General features: G+C 67.5%; 19 protein-coding genes. 14 read left to right on the top strand and 5 right to left on the bottom strand.

The window, feature by feature from the left end; all coding sequences use genetic code 11:
• Positions 1 to 15 precede the first annotated feature (15 nt).
• The 12 genes from ACE3OV_RS05105 to murB all read left to right on the top strand — a co-directional run bounded on the left by ACE3OV_RS05105 (position 16) and on the right by murB (position 12037).
• Positions 16 to 492 carry a VF530 family DNA-binding protein gene (locus tag ACE3OV_RS05105; RefSeq protein WP_374325683.1) on the top strand — a complete coding sequence of 159 codons (477 nt, stop codon included), beginning with the start codon at positions 16 to 18 and terminating at the stop codon, positions 490 to 492.
• A 140-nt stretch (positions 493 to 632) separates the two neighbouring features.
• Positions 633 to 1829: an NrdH-redoxin gene (locus ACE3OV_RS05100; protein ID WP_374325681.1), complete on the top strand. Its 1197-nt coding sequence runs from the start codon at positions 633 to 635 to the stop codon at positions 1827 to 1829.
• Between the two features lie 75 nt (positions 1830 to 1904).
• A complete protein-coding gene (locus tag ACE3OV_RS05095; RefSeq protein ID WP_374326230.1) occupies positions 1905 to 2561 on the top strand; it encodes an HAD family hydrolase in 657 nt (218 codons plus the stop codon).
• A gap of 207 nt (positions 2562 to 2768) precedes the next feature.
• Positions 2769 to 3725 carry a TAXI family TRAP transporter solute-binding subunit gene (locus ACE3OV_RS05090; RefSeq protein ID WP_374325679.1) on the top strand — a complete coding sequence of 319 codons (957 nt, stop codon included), beginning with the start codon at positions 2769 to 2771 and terminating at the stop codon, positions 3723 to 3725.
• A gap of 6 nt (positions 3726 to 3731) precedes the next feature.
• Positions 3732 to 5801 carry a TRAP transporter permease gene (locus ACE3OV_RS05085; RefSeq protein ID WP_374325677.1) on the top strand — a complete coding sequence of 690 codons (2070 nt, stop codon included), beginning with the start codon at positions 3732 to 3734 and terminating at the stop codon, positions 5799 to 5801.
• A complete protein-coding gene (locus ACE3OV_RS05080; protein WP_374325675.1) occupies positions 5798 to 6178 on the top strand; it encodes a DUF1850 domain-containing protein in 381 nt (126 codons plus the stop codon). The genes ACE3OV_RS05085 and ACE3OV_RS05080 overlap by 4 nt, the downstream gene beginning before the upstream one ends.
• A complete protein-coding gene (locus ACE3OV_RS05075) occupies positions 6160 to 8031 on the top strand; it encodes an ATP-binding protein (RefSeq protein ID WP_374325673.1) in 1872 nt (623 codons plus the stop codon). The genes ACE3OV_RS05080 and ACE3OV_RS05075 overlap by 19 nt, the downstream gene beginning before the upstream one ends.
• Entirely contained in the window at positions 8012 to 8371 is a 360-nt protein-coding gene (locus ACE3OV_RS05070) for a 5-carboxymethyl-2-hydroxymuconate Delta-isomerase (RefSeq protein WP_374325671.1), read from the top strand. Before ACE3OV_RS05075 ends, ACE3OV_RS05070 begins: the two co-directional genes overlap by 20 nt.
• Positions 8364 to 9695, top strand: coding sequence for a sigma-54-dependent transcriptional regulator (locus tag ACE3OV_RS05065; protein ID WP_374325669.1), 1332 nt, complete (start codon positions 8364 to 8366; stop codon positions 9693 to 9695). Before ACE3OV_RS05070 ends, ACE3OV_RS05065 begins: the two co-directional genes overlap by 8 nt.
• 64 nt (positions 9696 to 9759) lie before the next feature.
• The gene (locus ACE3OV_RS05060; RefSeq protein ID WP_374325667.1) at positions 9760 to 10350 is read left to right on the top strand and encodes a BglII/BstYI family type II restriction endonuclease; all 591 of its coding nucleotides are present in this window, start codon (positions 9760 to 9762) and stop codon (positions 10348 to 10350) included.
• Position 10351: 1 nt separating this feature from the next.
• Positions 10352 to 11014: an MT-A70 family methyltransferase gene (locus ACE3OV_RS05055; RefSeq protein ID WP_374325665.1), complete on the top strand. Its 663-nt coding sequence runs from the start codon at positions 10352 to 10354 to the stop codon at positions 11012 to 11014.
• Between the two features lie 9 nt (positions 11015 to 11023).
• A complete protein-coding gene (gene murB, locus ACE3OV_RS05050) occupies positions 11024 to 12037 on the top strand; it encodes a UDP-N-acetylmuramate dehydrogenase (RefSeq protein ID WP_374325663.1) in 1014 nt (337 codons plus the stop codon).
• Here murB and ACE3OV_RS05045 read toward each other — a convergent pair.
• A complete protein-coding gene (locus ACE3OV_RS05045; protein ID WP_374325661.1) occupies positions 12012 to 12713 on the bottom strand; it encodes an N-acetylmuramoyl-L-alanine amidase in 702 nt (233 codons plus the stop codon). The genes murB and ACE3OV_RS05045 overlap by 26 nt on opposite strands.
• Before the next feature lie 61 nt (positions 12714 to 12774).
• Between ACE3OV_RS05045 and ACE3OV_RS05040 the strand changes: the two genes are divergently transcribed.
• A complete protein-coding gene (locus ACE3OV_RS05040; RefSeq protein WP_374325659.1) occupies positions 12775 to 13167 on the top strand; it encodes a cupin domain-containing protein in 393 nt (130 codons plus the stop codon).
• 39 nt (positions 13168 to 13206) lie between these two features.
• Positions 13207 to 13776: a hypothetical protein gene (locus ACE3OV_RS05035; RefSeq protein ID WP_374325657.1), complete on the top strand. Its 570-nt coding sequence runs from the start codon at positions 13207 to 13209 to the stop codon at positions 13774 to 13776.
• Between the two features lie 9 nt (positions 13777 to 13785).
• Here ACE3OV_RS05035 and ACE3OV_RS05030 read toward each other — a convergent pair whose 3' ends face one another.
• The 4 genes from ACE3OV_RS05030 to ACE3OV_RS05015 form a co-directional block, all read right to left on the bottom strand.
• The gene (locus ACE3OV_RS05030) at positions 13786 to 14121 is read right to left on the bottom strand and encodes a DUF1840 family protein (protein WP_374325655.1); all 336 of its coding nucleotides are present in this window, start codon (positions 14119 to 14121) and stop codon (positions 13786 to 13788) included.
• Positions 14122 to 14154: 33 nt separating this feature from the next.
• Complete coding sequence (locus tag ACE3OV_RS05025) at positions 14155 to 15474, bottom strand: sigma-54-dependent transcriptional regulator (protein WP_374325653.1); 1320 nt, start codon at positions 15472 to 15474, stop codon at positions 14155 to 14157.
• On the bottom strand, positions 15471 to 17384 hold the full coding sequence (locus tag ACE3OV_RS05020; RefSeq protein ID WP_374325651.1) for an ATP-binding protein: 1914 nt from the start codon (positions 17382 to 17384) through the stop codon (positions 15471 to 15473). The genes ACE3OV_RS05025 and ACE3OV_RS05020 overlap by 4 nt, the downstream gene beginning before the upstream one ends.
• A gap of 100 nt (positions 17385 to 17484) precedes the next feature.
• Positions 17485 to 18885, bottom strand: a complete 1401-nt coding sequence (locus ACE3OV_RS05015) for an aspartate ammonia-lyase (RefSeq protein WP_374325649.1) — start codon at positions 18883 to 18885, stop codon at positions 17485 to 17487.
• Positions 18886 to 18903: the final 18 nt, after the last annotated feature.

Below are 18903 nucleotides of genomic sequence, written 5' to 3'. Positions count from 1 at the left end.
CTGCCCGAACGCCCGATGACCGACGAAATCAACTACAGCAACAACCCCCTGCACGGCGTCAGCCTGAAGCAGGTGGTGACGGAACTCGCCCAGCACTACGGCTTCGAAATCCTGTTCGCCTACCTGAACATCAACTGCTTCAAGACCAAGCCGAGCATCGACTCCAGCATCAAGTTCCTGAAAAAGACCGACTGGGCGCGCGAGAAAGTCGAAGCCTTCTACCTCTACCAGTACAAGAGCCTGCCACGCGCCTCGGCCGAGCAATTCGAGCGCCCGCCACGCGACCGCATCGTCCCGCCGGAGCAGCTTCCCGGCCCGCCCGCCGTGTTGAGCCTGGAAGACGCCGAGCGGCTGCGCGAAAAGCGCGCCAGAAAGGCGGCTCAGCACGATCAGGAAAAAAGCCGCCGCCCGACCCCGGGCAGAAGTGCAACGCCAACGCGCCAAGTTCCGCCCGGCAACGACAGCGATCCCTGGGCGAAGTGGCGGAAGTGACGCCCCTTGAGCCGACTGCTGCCGCTACGCCCGGACGGCTTCGTCGTGCGCCAGACTACCCGGCCAGCCCCGACCACACTGCCAGGCGAGAAATCCTCGCCCTGCTAGACTGACATCCGTATCCACCCCCGGTCAGGAAAATGTCAGCCCGCCGTCTCCTGCTCCTGCTCTGCCTGCTCAGTTGCATCCCCGCACTACGGGCAGAAGTGATTCTGGAAGTCTATTGGTCACTGAACTGCCCGCACTGCCGGGTAGCGGTTCCGCAAATCGAGGCACTGGCCGGGGAGAACCCCTGGCTGCACGTTGAAACCTACGAACTGACCAGCAATCCCGCTCACGTCGAACGCTTCGTCGCGCGGGCAAAAGCGCTGGGGGCTACAGCCCAGGCGGTACCGACCCTGATTTACTGCGAGCGCATGGAAGTTGGCTGGGACGACAGCCCTGCTGCCCGTGCCGCCTTCCTGACACGCCTGCGGGCCTGCGCGGACGGCCAGCCGGCAGCGCCGCCACCGCGCCCGCTGAAGCTGCCGCTGTGGGGTGAAGTCGATCCGGCCACGCTGTCGCTGCCGGTCCTGACCGTGCTTCTGGCAACCCTCGACGCCTTCAACCCCTGCGCCTTCTTCGTGCTGCTCTTCCTGCTCTCACTGCTGGCGCATCAGCAGCAGCGTGGACGCATGCTGGCCATTGGTGGCGTCTTCGTGCTCTGTTCCGGCCTGATGTACTTTGCCTTCATGGCAGCCTGGCTCAACCTCTTCCTGATCGTCGGCAGCCTGCCCTGGATCACTGCCGCCGCCGGGGCACTGGCCGTGCTGGTCGGTCTGATCAACGTCAAGGACTTCGTTGCCTTCAAGCAAGGCGTCTCGCTGTCGATCAGCGCATCCCGCCGCCGCGACCTGTTCCAGCGTTTCCGGCAACTGCTGCAAGCCAACCGACTGCCGACGCTACTCGCCTCGACCATCGTCCTGGCAGTGGCCGCCAACCTTTACGAACTCCTGTGCACGGCGGGCCTGCCGATGGTCTTCACACGCATCCTGACCCTGCGCGAAGCGACGCCGCTGACCCATTACCTCTATCTCGCTCTCTACAACCTGATCTATGTCGTCCCGCTCGCCCTGATCGTCCTTGCCTTTGTCCGGAGCCTCGGCGCCCGCAAGTTAAGCGAACGCGAGGGACGCCTGCTCAAGCTGCTGTCCGGCCTGATGATGCTGGGGCTGGGAGCGATCCTGCTGCTCGCCCCGGAACAGCTCGACCGGCTTGAGGTCGCCTTGCTCCTGCCGCTGGCTGCCGTCGGTCTGACCGCCCTCGCCGCCCGCTACACCCGCCACGGGCCAGGCTGATGCGCAGGCAGGATGGCGGAGGAAATGCGGCGCGAATCGCGCTATCCTTCGCTTCCCCTGCCAGTACCGACCGCCATGCCCCGCTACCTGCACATCCTGTTCGACCTCGACGGCACGCTGATCGATTCGGCGCCGGCGATCCTCGCCAGCTTCCACGACGCTTTCGCGCAGACCGGCGTCGCGCCGGCGCGCGCCATCGATGCCAGCGTGATCGGCCCGCCGCTCAACGAGACCCTGCAACTCCTCTCGGGCAGTGACGATCCGGCGTTGATCGGGCGACTGGCCGAAGCTTTCAAGGCCAGCTACGACAGCACCGGCTACCAGGCGACCGCCGCCTACGCGGGCGTCGGCGAACTGCTCGCCGCACTGGCCGGCGCCGGGCTGACGCTGTCGATCGCCACCAACAAGCGCCTCCACCCGACCCGGCTGATCCTCGATCACCTCGGCTGGTCCAGTCATTTCGCCCACGTCTACGCGCTCGACCTGTTCACCCCGCGCCTGCCGCACAAGGCGGCGATGATAGCCCGCCTGCTCGCCGACCAGGGCATCGCCAGGGAAGACGCCATCTACATCGGCGACCGTAGCGAGGACGGCGAATCGGCCGACGCCAACGGCCTGCCCTTCGTCGCCGTCACCTGGGGCTACGGCAGCCTGAACGCCGACGAAATGCGCGCCGGCTGGCAGGCGGCGGCGCAACCGGCCGCCCTGGCGGCACTCCTGCTCGCCGACTGAACGCTGTGCCGATGGTGCGGATTTCCGCACCGAGCGCGGCGCCGATTCCGGAATTCCGCACGCGCGGCCGTCGCCAGCCACCCGGCGGCCGCCGCTTAAGCCCGTGAAATCAGTTGCTTGGCTACCCAAGCCAGCAACTGGCACAGCTCCTGCAAACGTTTCTCCGCAGCCGCCCAGCGGCGCATTCCAATTAACGGAGGAGAAACCATGAAACTGCGCAAGCAACTGCGTTCCCTGATCGTCGCCAGCACGCTGGCCATCGGCGCCAGCGCCGGCCAGGCGGCCGAATTCATCAACGTCCTGACCGGCGGCACGAGCGGCGTCTATTACCCGCTCGGCGTCTCGCTGACCCAGATCTACGGCAAGGTGCTGCCCGATGCCAAGATGTCGGTGCAGGCGACCAAGGCCTCGGCCGAAAACCTCAACCTGCTGCAGGCCGGCAAGGGCGAAATCGCCTTCACCCTGGGCGACACGCTGTCCGAAGCCTGGAAGGGCAATCCGGAAGTCGGCTTCAAGGCGCCTTTGAACAAGCTGCGCACGGTTGCCGCGATCTACCCGAACTACATCCACTTCCTCGCCTCCGCCGACTCCGGCATCAAATCGCTGGCCGACCTCAAGGGCAAGCGGGTTTCGGTCGGCGCCCCGAAGAGCGGCACCGAACTGAACAGCCGCGACATTCTCAAAGCCGTCGGCATGGGCTACCAGGATTTCGCCAAGGTCGAATACCTCGGCTACTCGGAGTCGGTCGAACTGATGAAGAATCGCCAGCTCGACGCTACCCTGCTCTCCTCCGGCCTCGGCGTGGCCGCCGTGCGCGACCTGGCGACGGCGCTGAAGATCGTCGTCATCCCGATCCCTGCCGATGTGGTGGCCAAGATCGGCGACGCCGCCTACCAGTCCGGCACCATCCCGGCCAACACCTACAACGGCCAGACCACCGACGTGAACACCGTGCTCGTCCCGAACTACCTGGTCACCCACGCCGGCGTTTCCGAGGACATGGTCTACAAGATGACCAAGTCGATGGCCGAGAACCTCGACACCATGGCCACCGCGCACGCCGCCGCCAAGGCGATCAAGAAGGAAAGGATGGCCAACGGTTCGCCGGTGCCGCTGCACCCGGGCGCCGAGAAGTACTACCGCGAAGCCGGCCTGCTCAAGTAAGCCATCATGTCGGCCCACGTCTCCCCGCCCAACATCGAGCAGGAGACGTTCTCCGAGCACGGCGCCCAGCGCCGGCTCGGGGGCGTCGCGCTCCTTATCCTGACCGGCACCGCGCTGGCGTTTTCGCTCTACCAGCTCGGCATTGCCGCCTTCCATCCGCTCTCCAGCCTGGTCATGCGGGCGCTGCACGTCGGCTTCCTGCTCACCCTGACCTTCCTGCTCTTCCCGATCCGCAAGAGCGGCCGCCTCGACCGCGTCGCCCCGCTCGACTGGCTGCTCGCCGTCGGCGCCTTCGCGCTCGCTTCCTACCAATGGATCTTCGAGGTCGACCTGATCCAGCGCGCCGGCGACCCGAGCACGCTCGACCTCGTCGTCGGCACGGCGCTGATCGCCCTCGTCTTCGAGGCCGCCCGCCGCATCCTCGGCCTGGCGCTGCCGACCATCTGCGCCCTGTTCCTGCTCTACGGCCTGTTCGGCCAGCACCTGCCGGGCGACCTCGCCCACCGCGGCTATGATTTCGCGCAGATCGTCGATCAGCTCGGCTTCGGCACCGAAGGCATCTTCGGCATCCCGACGCTGGTGTCGACCAACTACATCTTCCTCTTCGTGCTGTTCGGCGCCTTCCTCGAACACGCCGGCATGATCAACCTGTTCAACTCGGTGGCGCTCGGCTTCGTCGGCCACGCCAAGGGCGGCGCCGCCAAGGTGGCGGTGGTTTCGTCCGGGCTGATGGGGTCGATTTCCGGTTCCGGCGTCGCCAACGTGCTGACCACCGGCCAGTTCACCATTCCGCTGATGAAGCGCTTCGGCTACTCCGGCGTCTTTGCCGGCGCCGTCGAGGCGACCGCCTCGATGGGCGGCCAGATCATGCCGCCGGTGATGGGCGCGGTTGCCTTCATCATGGCCGAGAACCTCAACGTGCCTTACTTCGAGATCGTCAAGGCAGCGCTGATTCCGGCCGTCCTCTACTACCTCACCGTGTTCTGGATGGTTCACCTGGAAGCCGGCCGGCGCAAGCTCGGCGGCCTGGCCAAGGCAGACTGTCCGAACCCGTGGCAGGCGATCCGCAGCCAGTGGTACCTGGTGCTGCCGCTGGTCGGCCTGGTCGGCATGCTGTTCAACGGCTTCACGCCGATGTACTCGGGCATGGTCGGTCTCGCCCTGTGCGCCATCCTGATCCTCGGCGCCGCCGTCGCCGCGCGCATTTCCGGAACCGCCTTCCGCTTCGTCTTCTGGCTCGCCGTCGGCCTCGGCGCCTCGCTGCTGGTCAAGTGGGGCGTCTATCCGGTGCTCACCGTGATCGCCCTGCTGGTCGTCGCCTGCCTGTTCGTCCAGGGCGGCCGCGAGACGCTGCGCGTCATGCGCAACAGCCTGGTCGACGGCGCCAGGCAGGCGCTGCCGGTCGGCGTGGCCTGCGCCATCGTCGGCGTGATCATTGGCGTCCTGACGCTGACCGGGGCGGCGACCAATTTCGCCGGCTTCATCCTCAAGGTCGGCGCTGATCACCTGTTCCTGTCGCTGCTCCTCACCATGCTGATCTGCCTGGTGCTCGGCATGGGCATCCCGACCATCCCCAACTACATCATCACCAGTTCGATCGCTGCCCCCGCCCTGCTCGACCTCGGCGTGCCGCTGATCGTCAGCCACATGTTCGTCTTCTACTTCGGCATCATGGCCGACCTGACGCCGCCGGTGGCGCTGGCCGCCTTCGCCGCCAGTTCGGTGGCCAAGGAGCCGGCGATGAAGATCGGCGTCAAGGCGGTGCAGATTGCCATCGCCGGCTTCGTCGTGCCGTTCATGGCGGTCTACGACAATGCGCTGATGCTGCAAGGGGATCCGTCGGTGTTCGCTGTTGCCTACATCGTCGGCAAGGCCTTGCTGGCGATCACGCTGTGGGGCGCCGCCAGCATCGGCTACCTGCGCGCGCCGCTGGCCGCCTGGGAACGGGTCTGGGCCGCGGCTGCCGCCTTCCTGCTGGTCGCGGCGCTGCCGCTCACCGACGAGATCGGCTTTGCCGCCTGCGCCGCCTTCATCGGCTGGCACCTGCTGCACAGCCATCGCCTGCAGGCGGCATGAGCGCGATCTGCCTCGTCGCCGGCCTCCTCGTGGCGCCGCTCGGCGAGGCGGTGACGCTGCAATGGACGCATTCGATCCAGAAAACCCTGTGGGCGGAAGACTACCGCCTGCAGGGCGACGCGCTGCGCCTGACCGCGGCCCGCGTCCTCGGCACCGGGGCCGGCATGGAACCGCCGCCCGACGCCGTCTACCGTGACGGCGCCTGGCACTACACGCCGGCCCTGCCGGCGTTGCCCAAGGTCACGCTGCGCCATTCGCCCTACGTCGCCCCCCATACCGTCTGTGTCGGCGCCGACTGCCGGCCGCTGCCGGCCTGGCTACCCGGCCTGCCCGGCGACACGACGGTCGACCTGCAGCCATGTCCGCCCCAGCCCTGAGCCTGCCGACCGGCGATAAAACTGGTTACGATGCGGCCATGCCCGGATCGTCGCCCTCCCTCTCCCGCGTCTGGCTGCTCACCGCGGCGGCGGCGGCAAGCTGCCTGCTGGTTGGCCTGATCGCCTACCGTCTGTTGCTCGGCAGCTATCTGGCGCACGAGCAGCAGGTGGCCAGCCAGCGCCTCGACGCCTTCGCGCTGTCGCTGGAAGCGACGCTCAACCGCCATGAATCGCTGCCCGGCCTGCTCGCCCTCGAGCCGTCGCTCGCCGCGCTGCTGCGCGAGCCGCACGACGCGCAACGGATTGCCGCCGCCAACGCCTATCTCGAAGCGGCCCAGCAGGGCGCGGCGGTCGCCGCCACCTACCTGATCGACGCCGACGGCCTGACGCTGGCCGCCAGCAACTGGCGCCAGCCGCGCAGTTTCGTCGGCCACAACTACGCCTTCCGGCCCTATTTCACCGATGCCGTGGCGCAAGGTCTGGGCCGTTTCTACGGGGTCGGCGTGACCACCGGCGAACCGGGTTATTTCCTCGCCGCGCCGGTGCGCAGCGACGGTCGCGTGCTCGGCGTCGTCGTCCTCAAGGTCGGCCTGGAGGCGATGGAGCAGGCCATGGCCGAGGCCGGTGACACGCTGCTGCTGGCCGACGCCGACGGCATCGTTTTCCTCTCCTCGCAACGGCGCCTGCGTTATCGCACGCTGGCGCCGCTGCCGGCCGCGGTCAGCGCCCGCCTGGCGGAAACCCGGCAATACGGCAACCAGACGATCCAGCCCCTGGCCGACCGCCCGCTGGCGCTCGACGGCTCGGCGCCGCAGCGCCTGGCCCTGGCCGGTGAGCCGATCCGTGAGTTGCTGCTGTTGAGCCGCCCGGTCGGCAATCTCGGCTGGCGCGTCGTCCAGCTCGGCCGCCCCGACGAGGCCCGCGGCGCCGCCTTTTCCGGGGCGATGGCGGCGGCACTGGCGGCCGCCTTCGGCCTCGGCGTCGCCGCCCACCTGCGCCACCGGCGGCGGCGGCGCGAGGAACTGCGCCGCATCCACGGCGAACTGGAACAGCGGATCGCCGAACGCACCGCCGACCTGACCGGGAAAGTCGCCGAACTGCAGCGCACCGAGGCGATCCTGCACGAAACGCGCGACGCCGCGGTGCAGGCCGGCAAGCTCGCCGTCCTCGGCCAGTTGTCGGCCGGCATCAGCCACGAACTGAACCAGCCGCTGGCGGCACTGCAGACCTTCGCCGACAACGCCAGCGCCCTGCTGGCGCGCGGCCGCCACGAGGAAGTGGCCGAGAACCTGCAGATGATCGGTGAGCTGATCGGCCGTACCGGACGCATCGTCCGCCAGTTGAAGACCTTCGCCCGCAAGGAGGCGGCGACGCCGCAGGCGGTCGCCGTCGCCGCCGCGATCGAGCACGCGCTGCTGCTGGTCGAGCCGCGCCGGCGCGACAGCGGCGCCCGCATCGAGGTCAGCCAGGACGCCGCCGGCCTGAGCGTCGTCGCCGAAGCCGGGCGCCTCGAGCAGGTGCTGGTCAATCTCATGCTCAATGGCCTGGACGCGATGCAGGGACAAGCGGCGCCCAGCCTCGAAATTGCCGTCGCCCGCGCCGGCGACTGCGTCCGCCTGAGCGTGCGCGACCACGGCCCGGGCATCGCCGACGAGGTCCGCGACCACCTCTTCGAGCCCTTCTACACGACCAAGCCCGCCGGCGCCGGCCTCGGCCTTGGCCTGGCGATCTCGCAGGCCATCGTCGACAGCTACGGTGGCACACTACGTACCGAGAACGCGGCCGACGGCGGCGCCGTGTTCGTGCTGACGCTGCCCGCCGCCGGAGACGACCATGCCGCACCTGACGCTTGAATACACCGCCAACCTCGCCCTCGCCCCGGCTGCCGCGCTGGGCGCGATCAACACGGCGGCTTTCGACTCCGGGCTGTTCGGCGAGGCCGACATCAAGAGCCGGGCGTACTGCGTCGACGATTTCCGCATCGGCATCCAGCCGCTTGCCCGCGCTTTCGCGCATGTGCGCATCGCCTTGCTTGGCGGGCGTTCCCCGGAAGAACGCAAGGCCCTGGCCGATGCCGTGCTCGCCGCCCTGAGCGCAACACTGCAGGCACCGCCCGGCCACGAACTGCAACTGAGTGTCGAGACCGCCGACCTCGACCGCGCCAGCTACGCCAAGGCGGTCGTCCGTGGCTGAGGCGCCGGTCTTCCTGATCGAGGACGACGCCGCCGTGCGCAAGGGCTGCGAGCAGGCGCTGGCGATCGCCGACATCCCGGTGCGCGGCTTCGCCGACGCCGAAAGCATGCTCGCCGCACTGGCCACGACGCGGCCGGCGGCTGTGATCAGCGACATCCGCCTGCCCGGTCGCGACGGCCTGACGCTGCTGCGCGAACTGCGCCAGTTCGACCGCGAGCTGCCGGTGCTGCTCGTCACCGGCCACGGCGACGTGGCGATGGCGGTTGAAGCGATGCGCGACGGCGCGCACGATTTCATCGAGAAGCCCTTCCCCTCCGAACGACTGATCGCGGCGGTCAGGAGCGCCCTCGACAAGCGCGCCCTGCTGGTCGAGAACCGCCAGCTCAAGGAACAACTGCACGCCGCCGGCCTCAGCGCGCTGATCGGCGAGACGCCGGCGATCCAGGCCATTCGTCAGTTGATCGGCACGCTCGCGCCGACCGGTGTGGACATCCTGATCAACGGCGAAACCGGCAGCGGCAAGGAAGTCGTCGCCCGCGCCATCCACGACGCCAGCGGCCGGCGCGGCCCCTTCGTCGCGGTCAACTGCTCGGCGCTGCCGGAAACTGTCTTCGAGAGCGAACTCTTCGGCCACGAAGCCGGTGCCTTCACCGGCGCCGGCAAGCGGCGCGTCGGTCGCATCGAACACGCCGACGGCGGCACGCTCTTCCTCGACGAGATCGAGTCAATGCCGCTCGCCCTCCAGGTCAAGCTGCTGCGCGTGCTGCAGGAACGCAGCGTCGAACGCCTGGGCAGCAACCAGAGCATCGCCGTCGATTGCCGCGTCGTCGCCGCCAGCAAGGCCGACCTCAAGGCGCTGGCCGACGCCGGCCAGTTCCGCGCCGACATCTATTACCGCCTGAACGTCGTCAGCATCGACCTGCCGCCGCTGCGCGAGCGGCGTGACGACATCCCGCTGCTCATTGCCGCCTTCCTCCAGGAAGCCGCCCAGCGCTACCAGCGCCCGCCGGCTAGCTGGACACCGGCCGACCTGGCGCGCTGGCAGGCGCACGACTGGCCGGGTAACGTGCGCGAACTGAAGAACGTCGCCAATCGCTGGGCACTCGGCCTGCCCGACGGCCTCGCCGGCTCCGCCGGGACACTGCCCGCCGCGTCGCTCGCCGCGCAGGTCGACGCCGCCGAGCGGCGCGCGATCGAAACTGCACTGCAGGCCAGCAGCGGCAACGTCGCCCAGGCCGCGGAAGCCCTGCAGGTCCCGAAAAAAACGCTCTACGACAAACTCACCCGCCACGCCATCAGCGCCGATAGCTACCGGACGCACTGACTGTACGGCGCTTTTTCCCCTTCCAGGCCGACGCCACGCCCCGGCCGGCTGATAGAATGGCGCCATGAGTCTTGACCTCCTTCCCCCCTTCATCCGCGAGCATTACGAAGTGCACGAATGGAAACACGCGTGCGCCATCCTGAAGCAGGATTTTCCGGACGAATGGCAGGAAATCGTCGGTGTGCTGAGCGATTTCCGTTTGTTGAAAAGCTGGCTTACCGTTGGCGGCGGCCGTAAATCCAAAGTTGCCGAAGCCTTCGATGGCGCCCTCGGCAAACTCGGCTGGCAGGAGAAAGGCTTCGACACCAAGATGGTGGTCGATGGGGTCAGCCTCGATTCACCGACTCACAAGGTCGACTGCTTCAAGAACCGGGTTGCGCTGGAAATCGAGTGGAACAACAAGGACCCGTTCTTCGACCGGGATCTCAACAATTTCCGCCTGCTCTTCGATCTGCGCGTAGTTAGCGTCGGCATCATCGTGACCCGCTGCGACGAACTGCAGGACATCTTCGACAAACTGAGCCGCGGCACGTCGTATGGTTCCTCGACAACGCACATGGGCAAACTGCTCCCCCGCATCCAGGGTGGTGGCGGTGGCGGATGCCCCTTGCTGGTCTTCGGCATCCGCAAATCACTTTACGAGGAGGACTGCTGAGATGCAGCTAACGGCAGCAGAAGATTTCAAGTCCTCGATTACCGGGCAATTCAGCACCATCCTGGCCGATCCGCCCTGGCAGTTCCAGAACCGGACCGGCAAGATGGCACCGGAACACAAGCGCCTTGCGCGCTACCCGACGCTGACGTTGGATGACATCAAAGCCATCCCGGTCGCCGATGTTGCCGCTGCCAGCAGCCACCTCTACCTGTGGGTACCGAATGCACTGCTGGCCGAAGGGCTTGCAGTAATGCAAGCCTGGGGCTTCACCTACAAGTCGAACATCGTCTGGCACAAAGTGCGCAAGGATGGCGGACCGGATGGACGCGGCGTCGGCTTCTATTTCCGCAACGTCACCGAACTGGTGCTCTTCGGCGTTCGCGGCAGCATGCGCACGCTGCCGCCCGGCCGCCGCCAAGTCAATTTCCTCGCCACGCAAAAACGCGAGCATTCGCGCAAACCCGACGAGTTCTACGACATCGTTGAGTCGTGCAGCCCCGGTCCCTACCTGGAACTGTTCGCCCGGCATCGGCGCGAAGGCTGGCAGAACTGGGGTAACGAAGTCCCTGAAACCGTCGGCGAGCATATTTTGAGCGAACGCAAAGCCGCTCGCGAAGCCCAACTGACGCTACTTCAGGATACTGCGCCTTACAGTGTCGGTTGATTCGGGCAGATGCAGCAGCTTAACACCGCCATCGACCTCACCCCCTACAACACCCTCGCCCTACCCGGCCGCGCGGCGCATTACCTGAAGGTCACCGATCCGGCCCAACTGGCGGCGGTGCCGCCGGGCGAGCGTCGTTTCGTCCTCGGCGGCGGCAGCAACCTGGTGCTCACCGGCGATTTTCCGGGGCTCTTGCTGCACATGGCGATCGCCGGCAAACGTCTGCTGCGCGAGGATGACGAGGCCTTCTACATCGAGGCCGGGGCCGGCGAGAACTGGCACGACTTCGTGCAATGGACGCTGGCGCAGGGCTGGCCCGGGCTGGAAAACCTGTCGCTGATCCCCGGCACGGTCGGTGCCGCGCCGGTGCAGAACATCGGCGCTTACGGGCTGGAAGTCGGCGAACGCCTGGATTCGGTGACGGCCTGGGATTTTGAAAAGCAGGCCTTGTTCACGCTCGACCGCGATGCCTGCCGTTTTGCCTACCGCGACAGCGTGTTCAAGCAACAGGGCTGGCACCTCGACGGCCGGATCGCCATCGTCTCGGTCGTCTTCCGCCTACCCAAGGCCTGGCAGCCGAACATCGGCTACGCCGACCTGCGCCAGGAACTGGCCGCCCGCGGCGTCGCCGAGCCGGTCGCCAGCAATGTCGCCGACGCGGTGATCGCCGTCCGCCAGCGCAAGCTGCCCGATCCGGCGCTGACGCCGAACGCCGGCAGCTTCTTCCACAACCCGGTGGTCGACCGGCAGACCGCCGACGCGTTGAAAACGCAGCATCCGGCACTGCCCTGCTACGCGCAGCCGGACGGCCGGGTCAAGCTGGCTGCCGGCTGGCTGATCGAGCAGGCCGGCTGGAAGGGCAAGGCGCTCGGGCCGGTCGGCATGTACGAGAAGCAGGCGCTGGTCCTGGTCAACCGGGGCGGTGCGACCGGCGCCGATGTGCGGCGGACGATGGCCGCGGTACAGGCCGCGGTGCGCGAGAAATTCGCTATCGAACTCAGTCCGGAGCCGGTATTTCTTTGACTTGCAGGCAGGCAGCCAGGCCGGTCGCCAACGCGTCGGCCATGCGCGCCTGACGCGCCGGATCGAGCAGTTCCAGCTCCTCGTCCTTGTGCTTGATCACGCCGGCCTCGAACAGCACCGCCGGCAGCGTCGTGCGGTAGAGGACGACCAGGTTGTCGTAGTACCAGACGCCGTTCCGCGCGTCGGCCGCGACGTGCCGGCGGCCATGCCAGTCGCTCGGCACGAAGCCGGCGCGACGCAGCATCGCCCCCATCGTCGAGGCGCAGAGCAGGCTGGTCGGCAGATCCGGATTGGCCGCCGAGACGAAGATGCCGTAGCCGCGCTTGGCCTCGGTGTGGGTGCGCTCGACGCCTTCCCAGGTCCACGGCAGCAGCCAGGCCTCGCCGATCGAATCGTGGTGGATGGAGATGAAGAAGTCGCTGCCGACGGCCGCCTCGGGACGCGCCGCCAGGCTAGCGATGGCGCCGTCGAAATTGACCCGGCGCACCTGCTGGCCGCCGGCTTCCAGGCGGTCGGCGAGGACACCGGCGAAATCGCGGTTGAACTCGAACTCGCTGCGCCCGCGCGCCGAGATGGCGCCGCTATCGCGCGTGCCGTGGCCGACATCGACGGCGATCGCGGCGGCAAGGGCATTTACATTAAACAACAGGAACAAGCAGAGGATCGGCAGGCGCATGCGCCGATTATCGCGGCAAATCGCCCGCCGGCCCAGCCCGCGACGACACCCTTGGCTTAAAATGCCCACCCCGCCCCCGACCCGCATCGCCATGCCCCAACTGACCGTCTTCTCCCGCCAGTCGCCCGCCCCGGAGTACGACCGGCCGCGCCCCGAGCGCTTGCTCGAAGGCAACCCGCTGCGCACCACGCACGAGCATTTCGCGGCGCCGCAGGGCGATCTGGTCGCCGGCGTCTGGGCCTGCGAGCCGGGTGCCTGGCGCATCGCCTTCGGCGCCAACAAGGACGAGTTCTTCTGCATCATCGAGGGCCGCGTCCGGATCGCCGACAACGAAGGCAACAGCGCCGAATTCGGCCCCGGCGAGGCGGGCGTCATTCCGGCTGGATTCACCGGCAGCTTCACCGTCCTCGAAGCCGTCCGCAAGCACTACGTGGTGCTGGAACGGGCTGACTGAATTGCGCTATAGTCGGCGCCAGGCCGACTGGAAAGAACAATGACCGAGAATCCCCTCCCGCCGCGCGGCACCTCCGCCCACAATCCCGACCTGAGCTGGAGCCAGGTCCGCGAAACCGTCCTCATGCTGGAACTTGCCGCGGTGCAGATCGAGCACGCGATGAAGGACAGCAATGCCTCGGTCGACGTACTGACCCGCTCCTTCACCGCGATGGCCGGCTGCATGCAGGAAATCGCCGGCAAGGTTGAAGGCCTGCCGGAAACCGGCGGCGTCGGCGCAGCCCGCAACGAACTGCTGGGCGCCGCCGCCAACGTGTCCGGCATGGTGCACCAGGCGATCATCGCCTTCCAGTTCTACGACAAGCTGGTCCAGCGCCTGGCCCACGTCGGCCTCAGCCTGGGCGAACTGAGCGATCTGGTCGGCGAACCGGCCCGTCTCTACAACCCGGGTGAGTGGGTGGCGCTGCAGAACCGGATCAAGGGCAAGTACTCGACGCGCGAGGAAATCGCCATGTTCGACGCGGTAATGCACGGCGTCCCGGTCCAGGAAGCAATCGAACGCTTCATGGCCGAGATGAAGGACAAGAACGACGATATCGAGCTGTTCTGAGCGCCCCGCTCAGAAGTCAGCGGCCGCCGTCCACATGATGTGAGCCTGCGGACCGGCCTTGGCCGTGCGTTCGAGCATGTCGATCAGCGGCCAGGCGCGTTGCGGCAAACTGACCGGCAGGGGTTTGGCCTTGTCTTCCTCGTCTTCCGGTTCCGGTTGTGCCGCCGCCTGACGCCGCGCCTCGGCCACCGCCGCCTGCAGCTTGGCCGCCGCCGGCAGCATTTCCGGCGGGGTGAACACGCCGCGCGCGGTGGTCGCCTTGCCGACGATATCCAGCAGGGTTTTCGCCGTTTCCGCGTACATCAGCACTTCGCCGGTTTCGCTCGATTCGAAGGTCACGATCATCGCATTCGTCCGTGTCGTCAGGAGGGAGAGGCACTATAGCAGACCGTACTTCTTCAGCTTGTCATGCAGCGTGGTGCGCGCCGCCTTCAGCGCGTCGGCGGTACGCTGGATGTTGCCGCCCTGGCGCGTGAATTCGTCGGCGATGAGCAGGCGTTCGTAGTTCTCCACCGCCTCGGTCAGCGACGGCGCGCTGGCCGGCGCACTGCCGCCGCCGGCAGCGCCGATGCCGAGAACGTGGCATTCGGCGGCGTTCTTCAGTTCGCGGATGTTGCCCGGCCAGTCCTGCGCCATCAGTCGGTGCAAGGTGTCGGTGGTGAGCGCCGGTGGCGGGCGGTTGTAACGCTTGGCGGCCTGCAGCAGGAAGGCGTCGTAGAGCGCCGGGATGTCCTCGCGCCGCTCGCGTAGCGGCGGCAGTTCGATGCGCACGACGTTGAGCCGGTAATAGAGGTCGGCGCGGAACTTGCCCTGCTCCGACCAGACCTTGAGGTCTTCCTTGCTCGCCGCGACGACGCGGCAGCTGACCGGCAACTGCTGGTTGGAACCGAGACGCTCAATGACGCGCTCCTGCAGCACGCGCAGCAGCTTGATCTGCATGCTCATCGGCATGCTCTCGACCTCGTCGAGGAAAAGCGTGCCACCGCTGGCGTATTCGATCTTGCCGATGCGCCGCTTCTGGGCGCCGGTGAAGGCGCCCGGCTCGTGGCCGAAGAGTTCGCTGTCGAGCAGGTTATCGGCCATGCCGCCGCAGTTGAGGGCGACGTAGTTCTCCTGGCCGGCGCGCGACAGGTCGTGCAGGCAGCGGGCGACCATTTCCTTGCCGGTACCGGTTTCGCCGTAGATCAGCACGTCGACGCCGGCGTCGGCGACGTCGAGGATCAACCGGCGCACCTTCTGCATCTGCGGCGAACGGCCGATCAGCCGGGCTTCGAGGTCGTCGCGCTGGTCGAGGCGGCGGCGCAGCGCTTCGACTTCCAGCACCAGCGCCCGCTTTTCCAGCGCGCGGCGCACGACATCGACCAGATCGTCGGTCGAGAACGGTTTCTGCATGAAATCGTAGGCGCCGTTGCGCATCGCCTCGACCGCCAGCGTGACGTCGCCGTGGCCGGTGATGATGATCACCGGCAGGTCGGGGTCGAGGCCGCGCACCTTGCGCAGCAGGTCCATGCCGCTGGCGCCGGGCAAGCGCATGTCGGTGACGATGATGCCGGGAAACTCGGGATTGAGGTGCTTCTCGGCCTCCTCGGCGGAAGCGGCGGCGAGCACCGGGATGCCGGCCAGCTGCATGGCCTGCTCGCAGCCCAGGCGGACGTGCGGATCGTCTTCGACAAGGAGGACGGACAAAGGCGTCTTCATGGCGTATCCCGGTGGGTCGGTGGCAGTGGCGGCAGCATGACGACGAAGCGGGCGCCCCCACCCGGCGCCGGGCCGGCCATCAGGTCGCCGCCGAAGTCACGCAGTATATCGCGCGAAATGGTTAGCCCCAGGCCAAGCCCTTCGCCCGGCTGTTTGGTGGTGAAGAAAGGTTCGAACAGGTGGGCCAGCGCCTCTTCGGAGAAACCGTAGCCACTGTCGCTGACCGCCAGCGCCAGCTTGCCCGAACTGGCAACATCGACGCTGAAGCTCAAGCGGCGTACCGGCTCGTCGCGCATCGCGTCGAGGGCGTTGCCGATCAGATTGACCAGCACCTGCTGCAGGCGGTTGCGATCGCACCAGGCGACGTTTTGACCGGGCGCGATACCGCGCTCGACGCTGACATTTTCCTTCTTCAGCCGTGACTCGAAGAGGAAGAGCGCGCTGTCCACCGCCTGCGCCACATCGACCGCGCTCGATACCGCCGGCGACTTGCGGGCGAAGGTCTTCAGCGGCCCGATGATGTTGCCCATCTGCTCGGTCAGTTGCTCGACGATGGCGAGATTGCGTTCGGCCGTCGCGCTGTCACCGCGGCGCATGAATTCGGCGGCGTTGGCCGACAGGGTGCGGATGGCGCCGAGCGGCTGGCTCAGTTCGTGGGTGACGCCAGTCGCCATCTGGCCGAGGACGGCCAGCTTGGCCGCCTGCACCAGCTCGTCCTGGGCGGCGCGCAGCGTCTGTTCGGCACGCTGGCGCTCCTGCACTTCGCGCTGCAGACCGGCAACCGCTTCCGACAGGTCGGCGGTGCGTTCCTCGACCTTGCGTTCCAGTTCCTGATTGGCGCGTTCGAGCATCGCCCGCGCCTCCTCGCGGCCGCGCGCCAGGCGGCGGCGCTGGCGGGTATACAGGACGCCGAGCAGCAGGCAGCCGAGGGCGGCAACACTGAGCGCGGCATGCGTCGCCGCCTGGATGCCGACCGGGCGCAGGTCGGAAAAGACGACGATGCGCCAGGCGGTGCCGGACAGGTGGCGCGACATCGCCAGGTAGGGGCGCGCGCCCTGCGCTGGCGCTACGTCGTCGCGCAGGTGCTTGGGCAGGCGGACGATGCGCCCCTCGTCGGCGCCGGCAAGGTCGATGTCGAGGCTGATCTCGCCCAGCGGCTGGCCGGCGAACTGTTGCCGGCCGAGACGGTCGAGGACGTCGCGCGGCTGCGGGCGCAGCGTCGCGTAGCGCCATTCCGGTGGCGAGGCAAGCAGCACGACGTCGTTGCGGTCGACGATCAGCGCCGGCGCCTCCTGCGCCAGCCAGCGCCGCTCGACCTCGCGGATGCCGGACTTGACGACGGCGACGCCGATCACCTTCCACTCCTGCGTCTCGTCGCGGATCGGCAGCGCGAAGTAGTAGCCGGGCTCGTGCCGGATGTGGTCGACCGCGTAGTGGCGGGCCGGCGTACCGCGCACCGCATCGCGGAAGAAAGGCATGTAGGAGAGGTCGGAGCCGAGCAGGTTGTCGGAGAAGATCCAGTCGCTGGAGGCGACGACGGTACCGCTGGTGTCGAGGACGAAGATCGCCGGGCCGCCGAGATGGTCGTTGAGCTTCTGCAGGAAACGGTTGGCCTCGGCCTGCAGGATGTCCTGCCCCTCGCTCGGGCCGCGCAGCAGGGCGACGATCTCGGCGTTCAGTTCGACGGCGCTGGGGATCGAGGCGTGGCGGGTGACCTCGCTGTCGATCGCGGCACCGAGGATGTCGAGCTGGTGCGAGGCCGCCTCGCGCATTTCGGCCACCCCGTAGTGCTCGGAAAGCCGGTAGGAAAAGAAGGCGAGCGCCAGGAAGGCGACCAGCAACGCCGCCAATCCGAGCAGACGGTGCGGACGGGGCAAGGGTGTGGGCAGTTGGGCGGCGGAATCCGGCATGACGGGACGGGCTCAGGGAGCACTCATTGTACGGCCGAACGCCCGCCCGCCGCGGCGGGCGGCGGGCGGGCGACGGCGGAACCGGCTGCCGGCATCGACCTCAGCCTGGCCGGCGCGGCGCGGTCAGCACTTCGGGCGCTAGGACGGCGGCCAGTTGCGCCTGGTCCATCAGTCCCATCTCCTCGACCAGTTCGGCAACGCCACGGCCGCTGCGCAGCGCTTTCTGGGCGACCCGGGTGGCGTTCTCGTAACCGATGTGCGGATTCAGCGCCGTCGCCAGACCGGCCGAAGTGCGTACTCGCTCCGCCAGCAGCTCGCGGTTGGCGGTGATGCCGCGCACGCAATGGGCGGTCAGCGTGCGGCAGCCGGCGGCCAGGTGTTCGATGCTCTTGAACAGACTGTGGGCGATGATCGGTTCGAAGGCGTTCAACTGCAGTTGGCCGCCCTCCGCCGCCATGGTGATGGTGACGTCGTTGCCGATCACTTCGAAGGCGATCTGGTTGACCACTTCCGGGATCACCGGATTGACCTTGCCCGGCATGATCGACGAACCGGCGGCGCGCGCCGGCAGGTTGATTTCATTGAGCCCGGCCTGCGGGCCGGAAGAGAGCAGACGCAGGTCGTTGCAGGTCTTCGACAGCTTGGCGGCAACGCGCTTCAAGACACCGGAAAGCTGGACGAAGGCGCCGCAGTCCTGGGTCGCCTCGATCAGGTTGGGCGCCGCTTCCAGCGCGAAACCGGAGAGCCGCGACAGGTGATCGATGGCGAGCTTGGAATAGCGCATGTCGGTATTGATGCCGGTGCCGATCGCGGTGGCGCCGAGGTTGATTTCGCGGATCAGGGCGATCGCCTCGCCCAGGCGTAACTCGTCCTCGTGCAGCATCACCGCGTAGGTCGAGAACTCCTGGCCGAGCGTCATCGGCACGGCATCCTGGAGCTGGGTACGGCCGATCTTCAGCACGTCCTTGAACTCCTCGGCCTTGGCGGCGAAGGCTTCGCGCAGGCCGGCCATCGCCGACAGCAGGCCACGGATGGCGAAGCAGGCGGCAACGCGCAGCGCCGTCGGATAGACGTCATTGGTGCTCTGCGACATGTTGACGTGATTGAGCGGGTGCAGATGGGCGTAATCGCCCTTCTGGTGGCCGAGGATTTCCAGCGCCCGGTTGGCGATCACCTCGTTGGCGTTCATGTTGGTCGAGGTGCCGGCGCCGCCCTGGATGACGTCGACGACGAACGCATCGTGCAGCTTGCCGCCGGCGATTTCCTGGCAGGCGGCGATGATCGCGTCGGCGCGCGTGCGGTCGAGCTGGCCGAGTTCGGCATTGGCCATCGCCGCCGCCTGCTTGGTCAGGGCCAGGGCGCGCACCAGTTCGCCGTAAGTGCCGATGCTCTTGCCGGTGATCGGGTAGTTCTCGATCGCCCGCAGCGTATGCACGCCCCAGTAGGCGCTGGCCGGTACTTCGGCGTCGCCGAGAAGGTCGTGTTCGAGTCTTGTGCTCATGTTGTCTCCGTTGTGTTT

The sequence above is a fragment of the Azonexus sp. genome, from assembly GCF_041909095.1.
Taxonomy (GTDB): Bacteria; Pseudomonadota; Gammaproteobacteria; order Burkholderiales; family Rhodocyclaceae; genus Azonexus.
This window is presented reverse-complemented; position numbering and strand designations above follow the sequence as displayed.

Coding starts and splice junctions, on each gene's coding strand:
- ACE3OV_RS05105 (WP_374325683.1), top strand. CDS start 16: ATGACCGACGAAATCAACTACAGCAACAACCCCCTGCACGGCGTCAGC.
- ACE3OV_RS05100 (WP_374325681.1), top strand. CDS start 633: ATGTCAGCCCGCCGTCTCCTGCTCCTGCTCTGCCTGCTCAGTTGCATC.
- ACE3OV_RS05095 (WP_374326230.1), top strand. CDS start 1,905: ATGCCCCGCTACCTGCACATCCTGTTCGACCTCGACGGCACGCTGATC.
- ACE3OV_RS05090 (WP_374325679.1), top strand. CDS start 2,769: ATGAAACTGCGCAAGCAACTGCGTTCCCTGATCGTCGCCAGCACGCTG.
- ACE3OV_RS05085 (WP_374325677.1), top strand. CDS start 3,732: ATGTCGGCCCACGTCTCCCCGCCCAACATCGAGCAGGAGACGTTCTCC.
- ACE3OV_RS05080 (WP_374325675.1), top strand. CDS start 5,798: ATGAGCGCGATCTGCCTCGTCGCCGGCCTCCTCGTGGCGCCGCTCGGC.
- ACE3OV_RS05075 (WP_374325673.1), top strand. CDS start 6,160: ATGTCCGCCCCAGCCCTGAGCCTGCCGACCGGCGATAAAACTGGTTAC.
- ACE3OV_RS05070 (WP_374325671.1), top strand. CDS start 8,012: ATGCCGCACCTGACGCTTGAATACACCGCCAACCTCGCCCTCGCCCCG.
- ACE3OV_RS05060 (WP_374325667.1), top strand. CDS start 9,760: ATGAGTCTTGACCTCCTTCCCCCCTTCATCCGCGAGCATTACGAAGTG.
- ACE3OV_RS05055 (WP_374325665.1), top strand. CDS start 10,352: ATGCAGCTAACGGCAGCAGAAGATTTCAAGTCCTCGATTACCGGGCAA.
- murB (WP_374325663.1), top strand. CDS start 11,024: ATGCAGCAGCTTAACACCGCCATCGACCTCACCCCCTACAACACCCTC.
- ACE3OV_RS05045 (WP_374325661.1), bottom strand. CDS start 12,713: ATGCGCCTGCCGATCCTCTGCTTGTTCCTGTTGTTTAATGTAAATGCC.
- ACE3OV_RS05040 (WP_374325659.1), top strand. CDS start 12,775: ATGCCCACCCCGCCCCCGACCCGCATCGCCATGCCCCAACTGACCGTC.
- ACE3OV_RS05035 (WP_374325657.1), top strand. CDS start 13,207: ATGACCGAGAATCCCCTCCCGCCGCGCGGCACCTCCGCCCACAATCCC.
- ACE3OV_RS05030 (WP_374325655.1), bottom strand. CDS start 14,121: ATGATCGTGACCTTCGAATCGAGCGAAACCGGCGAAGTGCTGATGTAC.
- ACE3OV_RS05025 (WP_374325653.1), bottom strand. CDS start 15,474: ATGAAGACGCCTTTGTCCGTCCTCCTTGTCGAAGACGATCCGCACGTC.
- ACE3OV_RS05020 (WP_374325651.1), bottom strand. CDS start 17,384: ATGCCGGATTCCGCCGCCCAACTGCCCACACCCTTGCCCCGTCCGCAC.
- ACE3OV_RS05015 (WP_374325649.1), bottom strand. CDS start 18,885: ATGAGCACAAGACTCGAACACGACCTTCTCGGCGACGCCGAAGTACCG.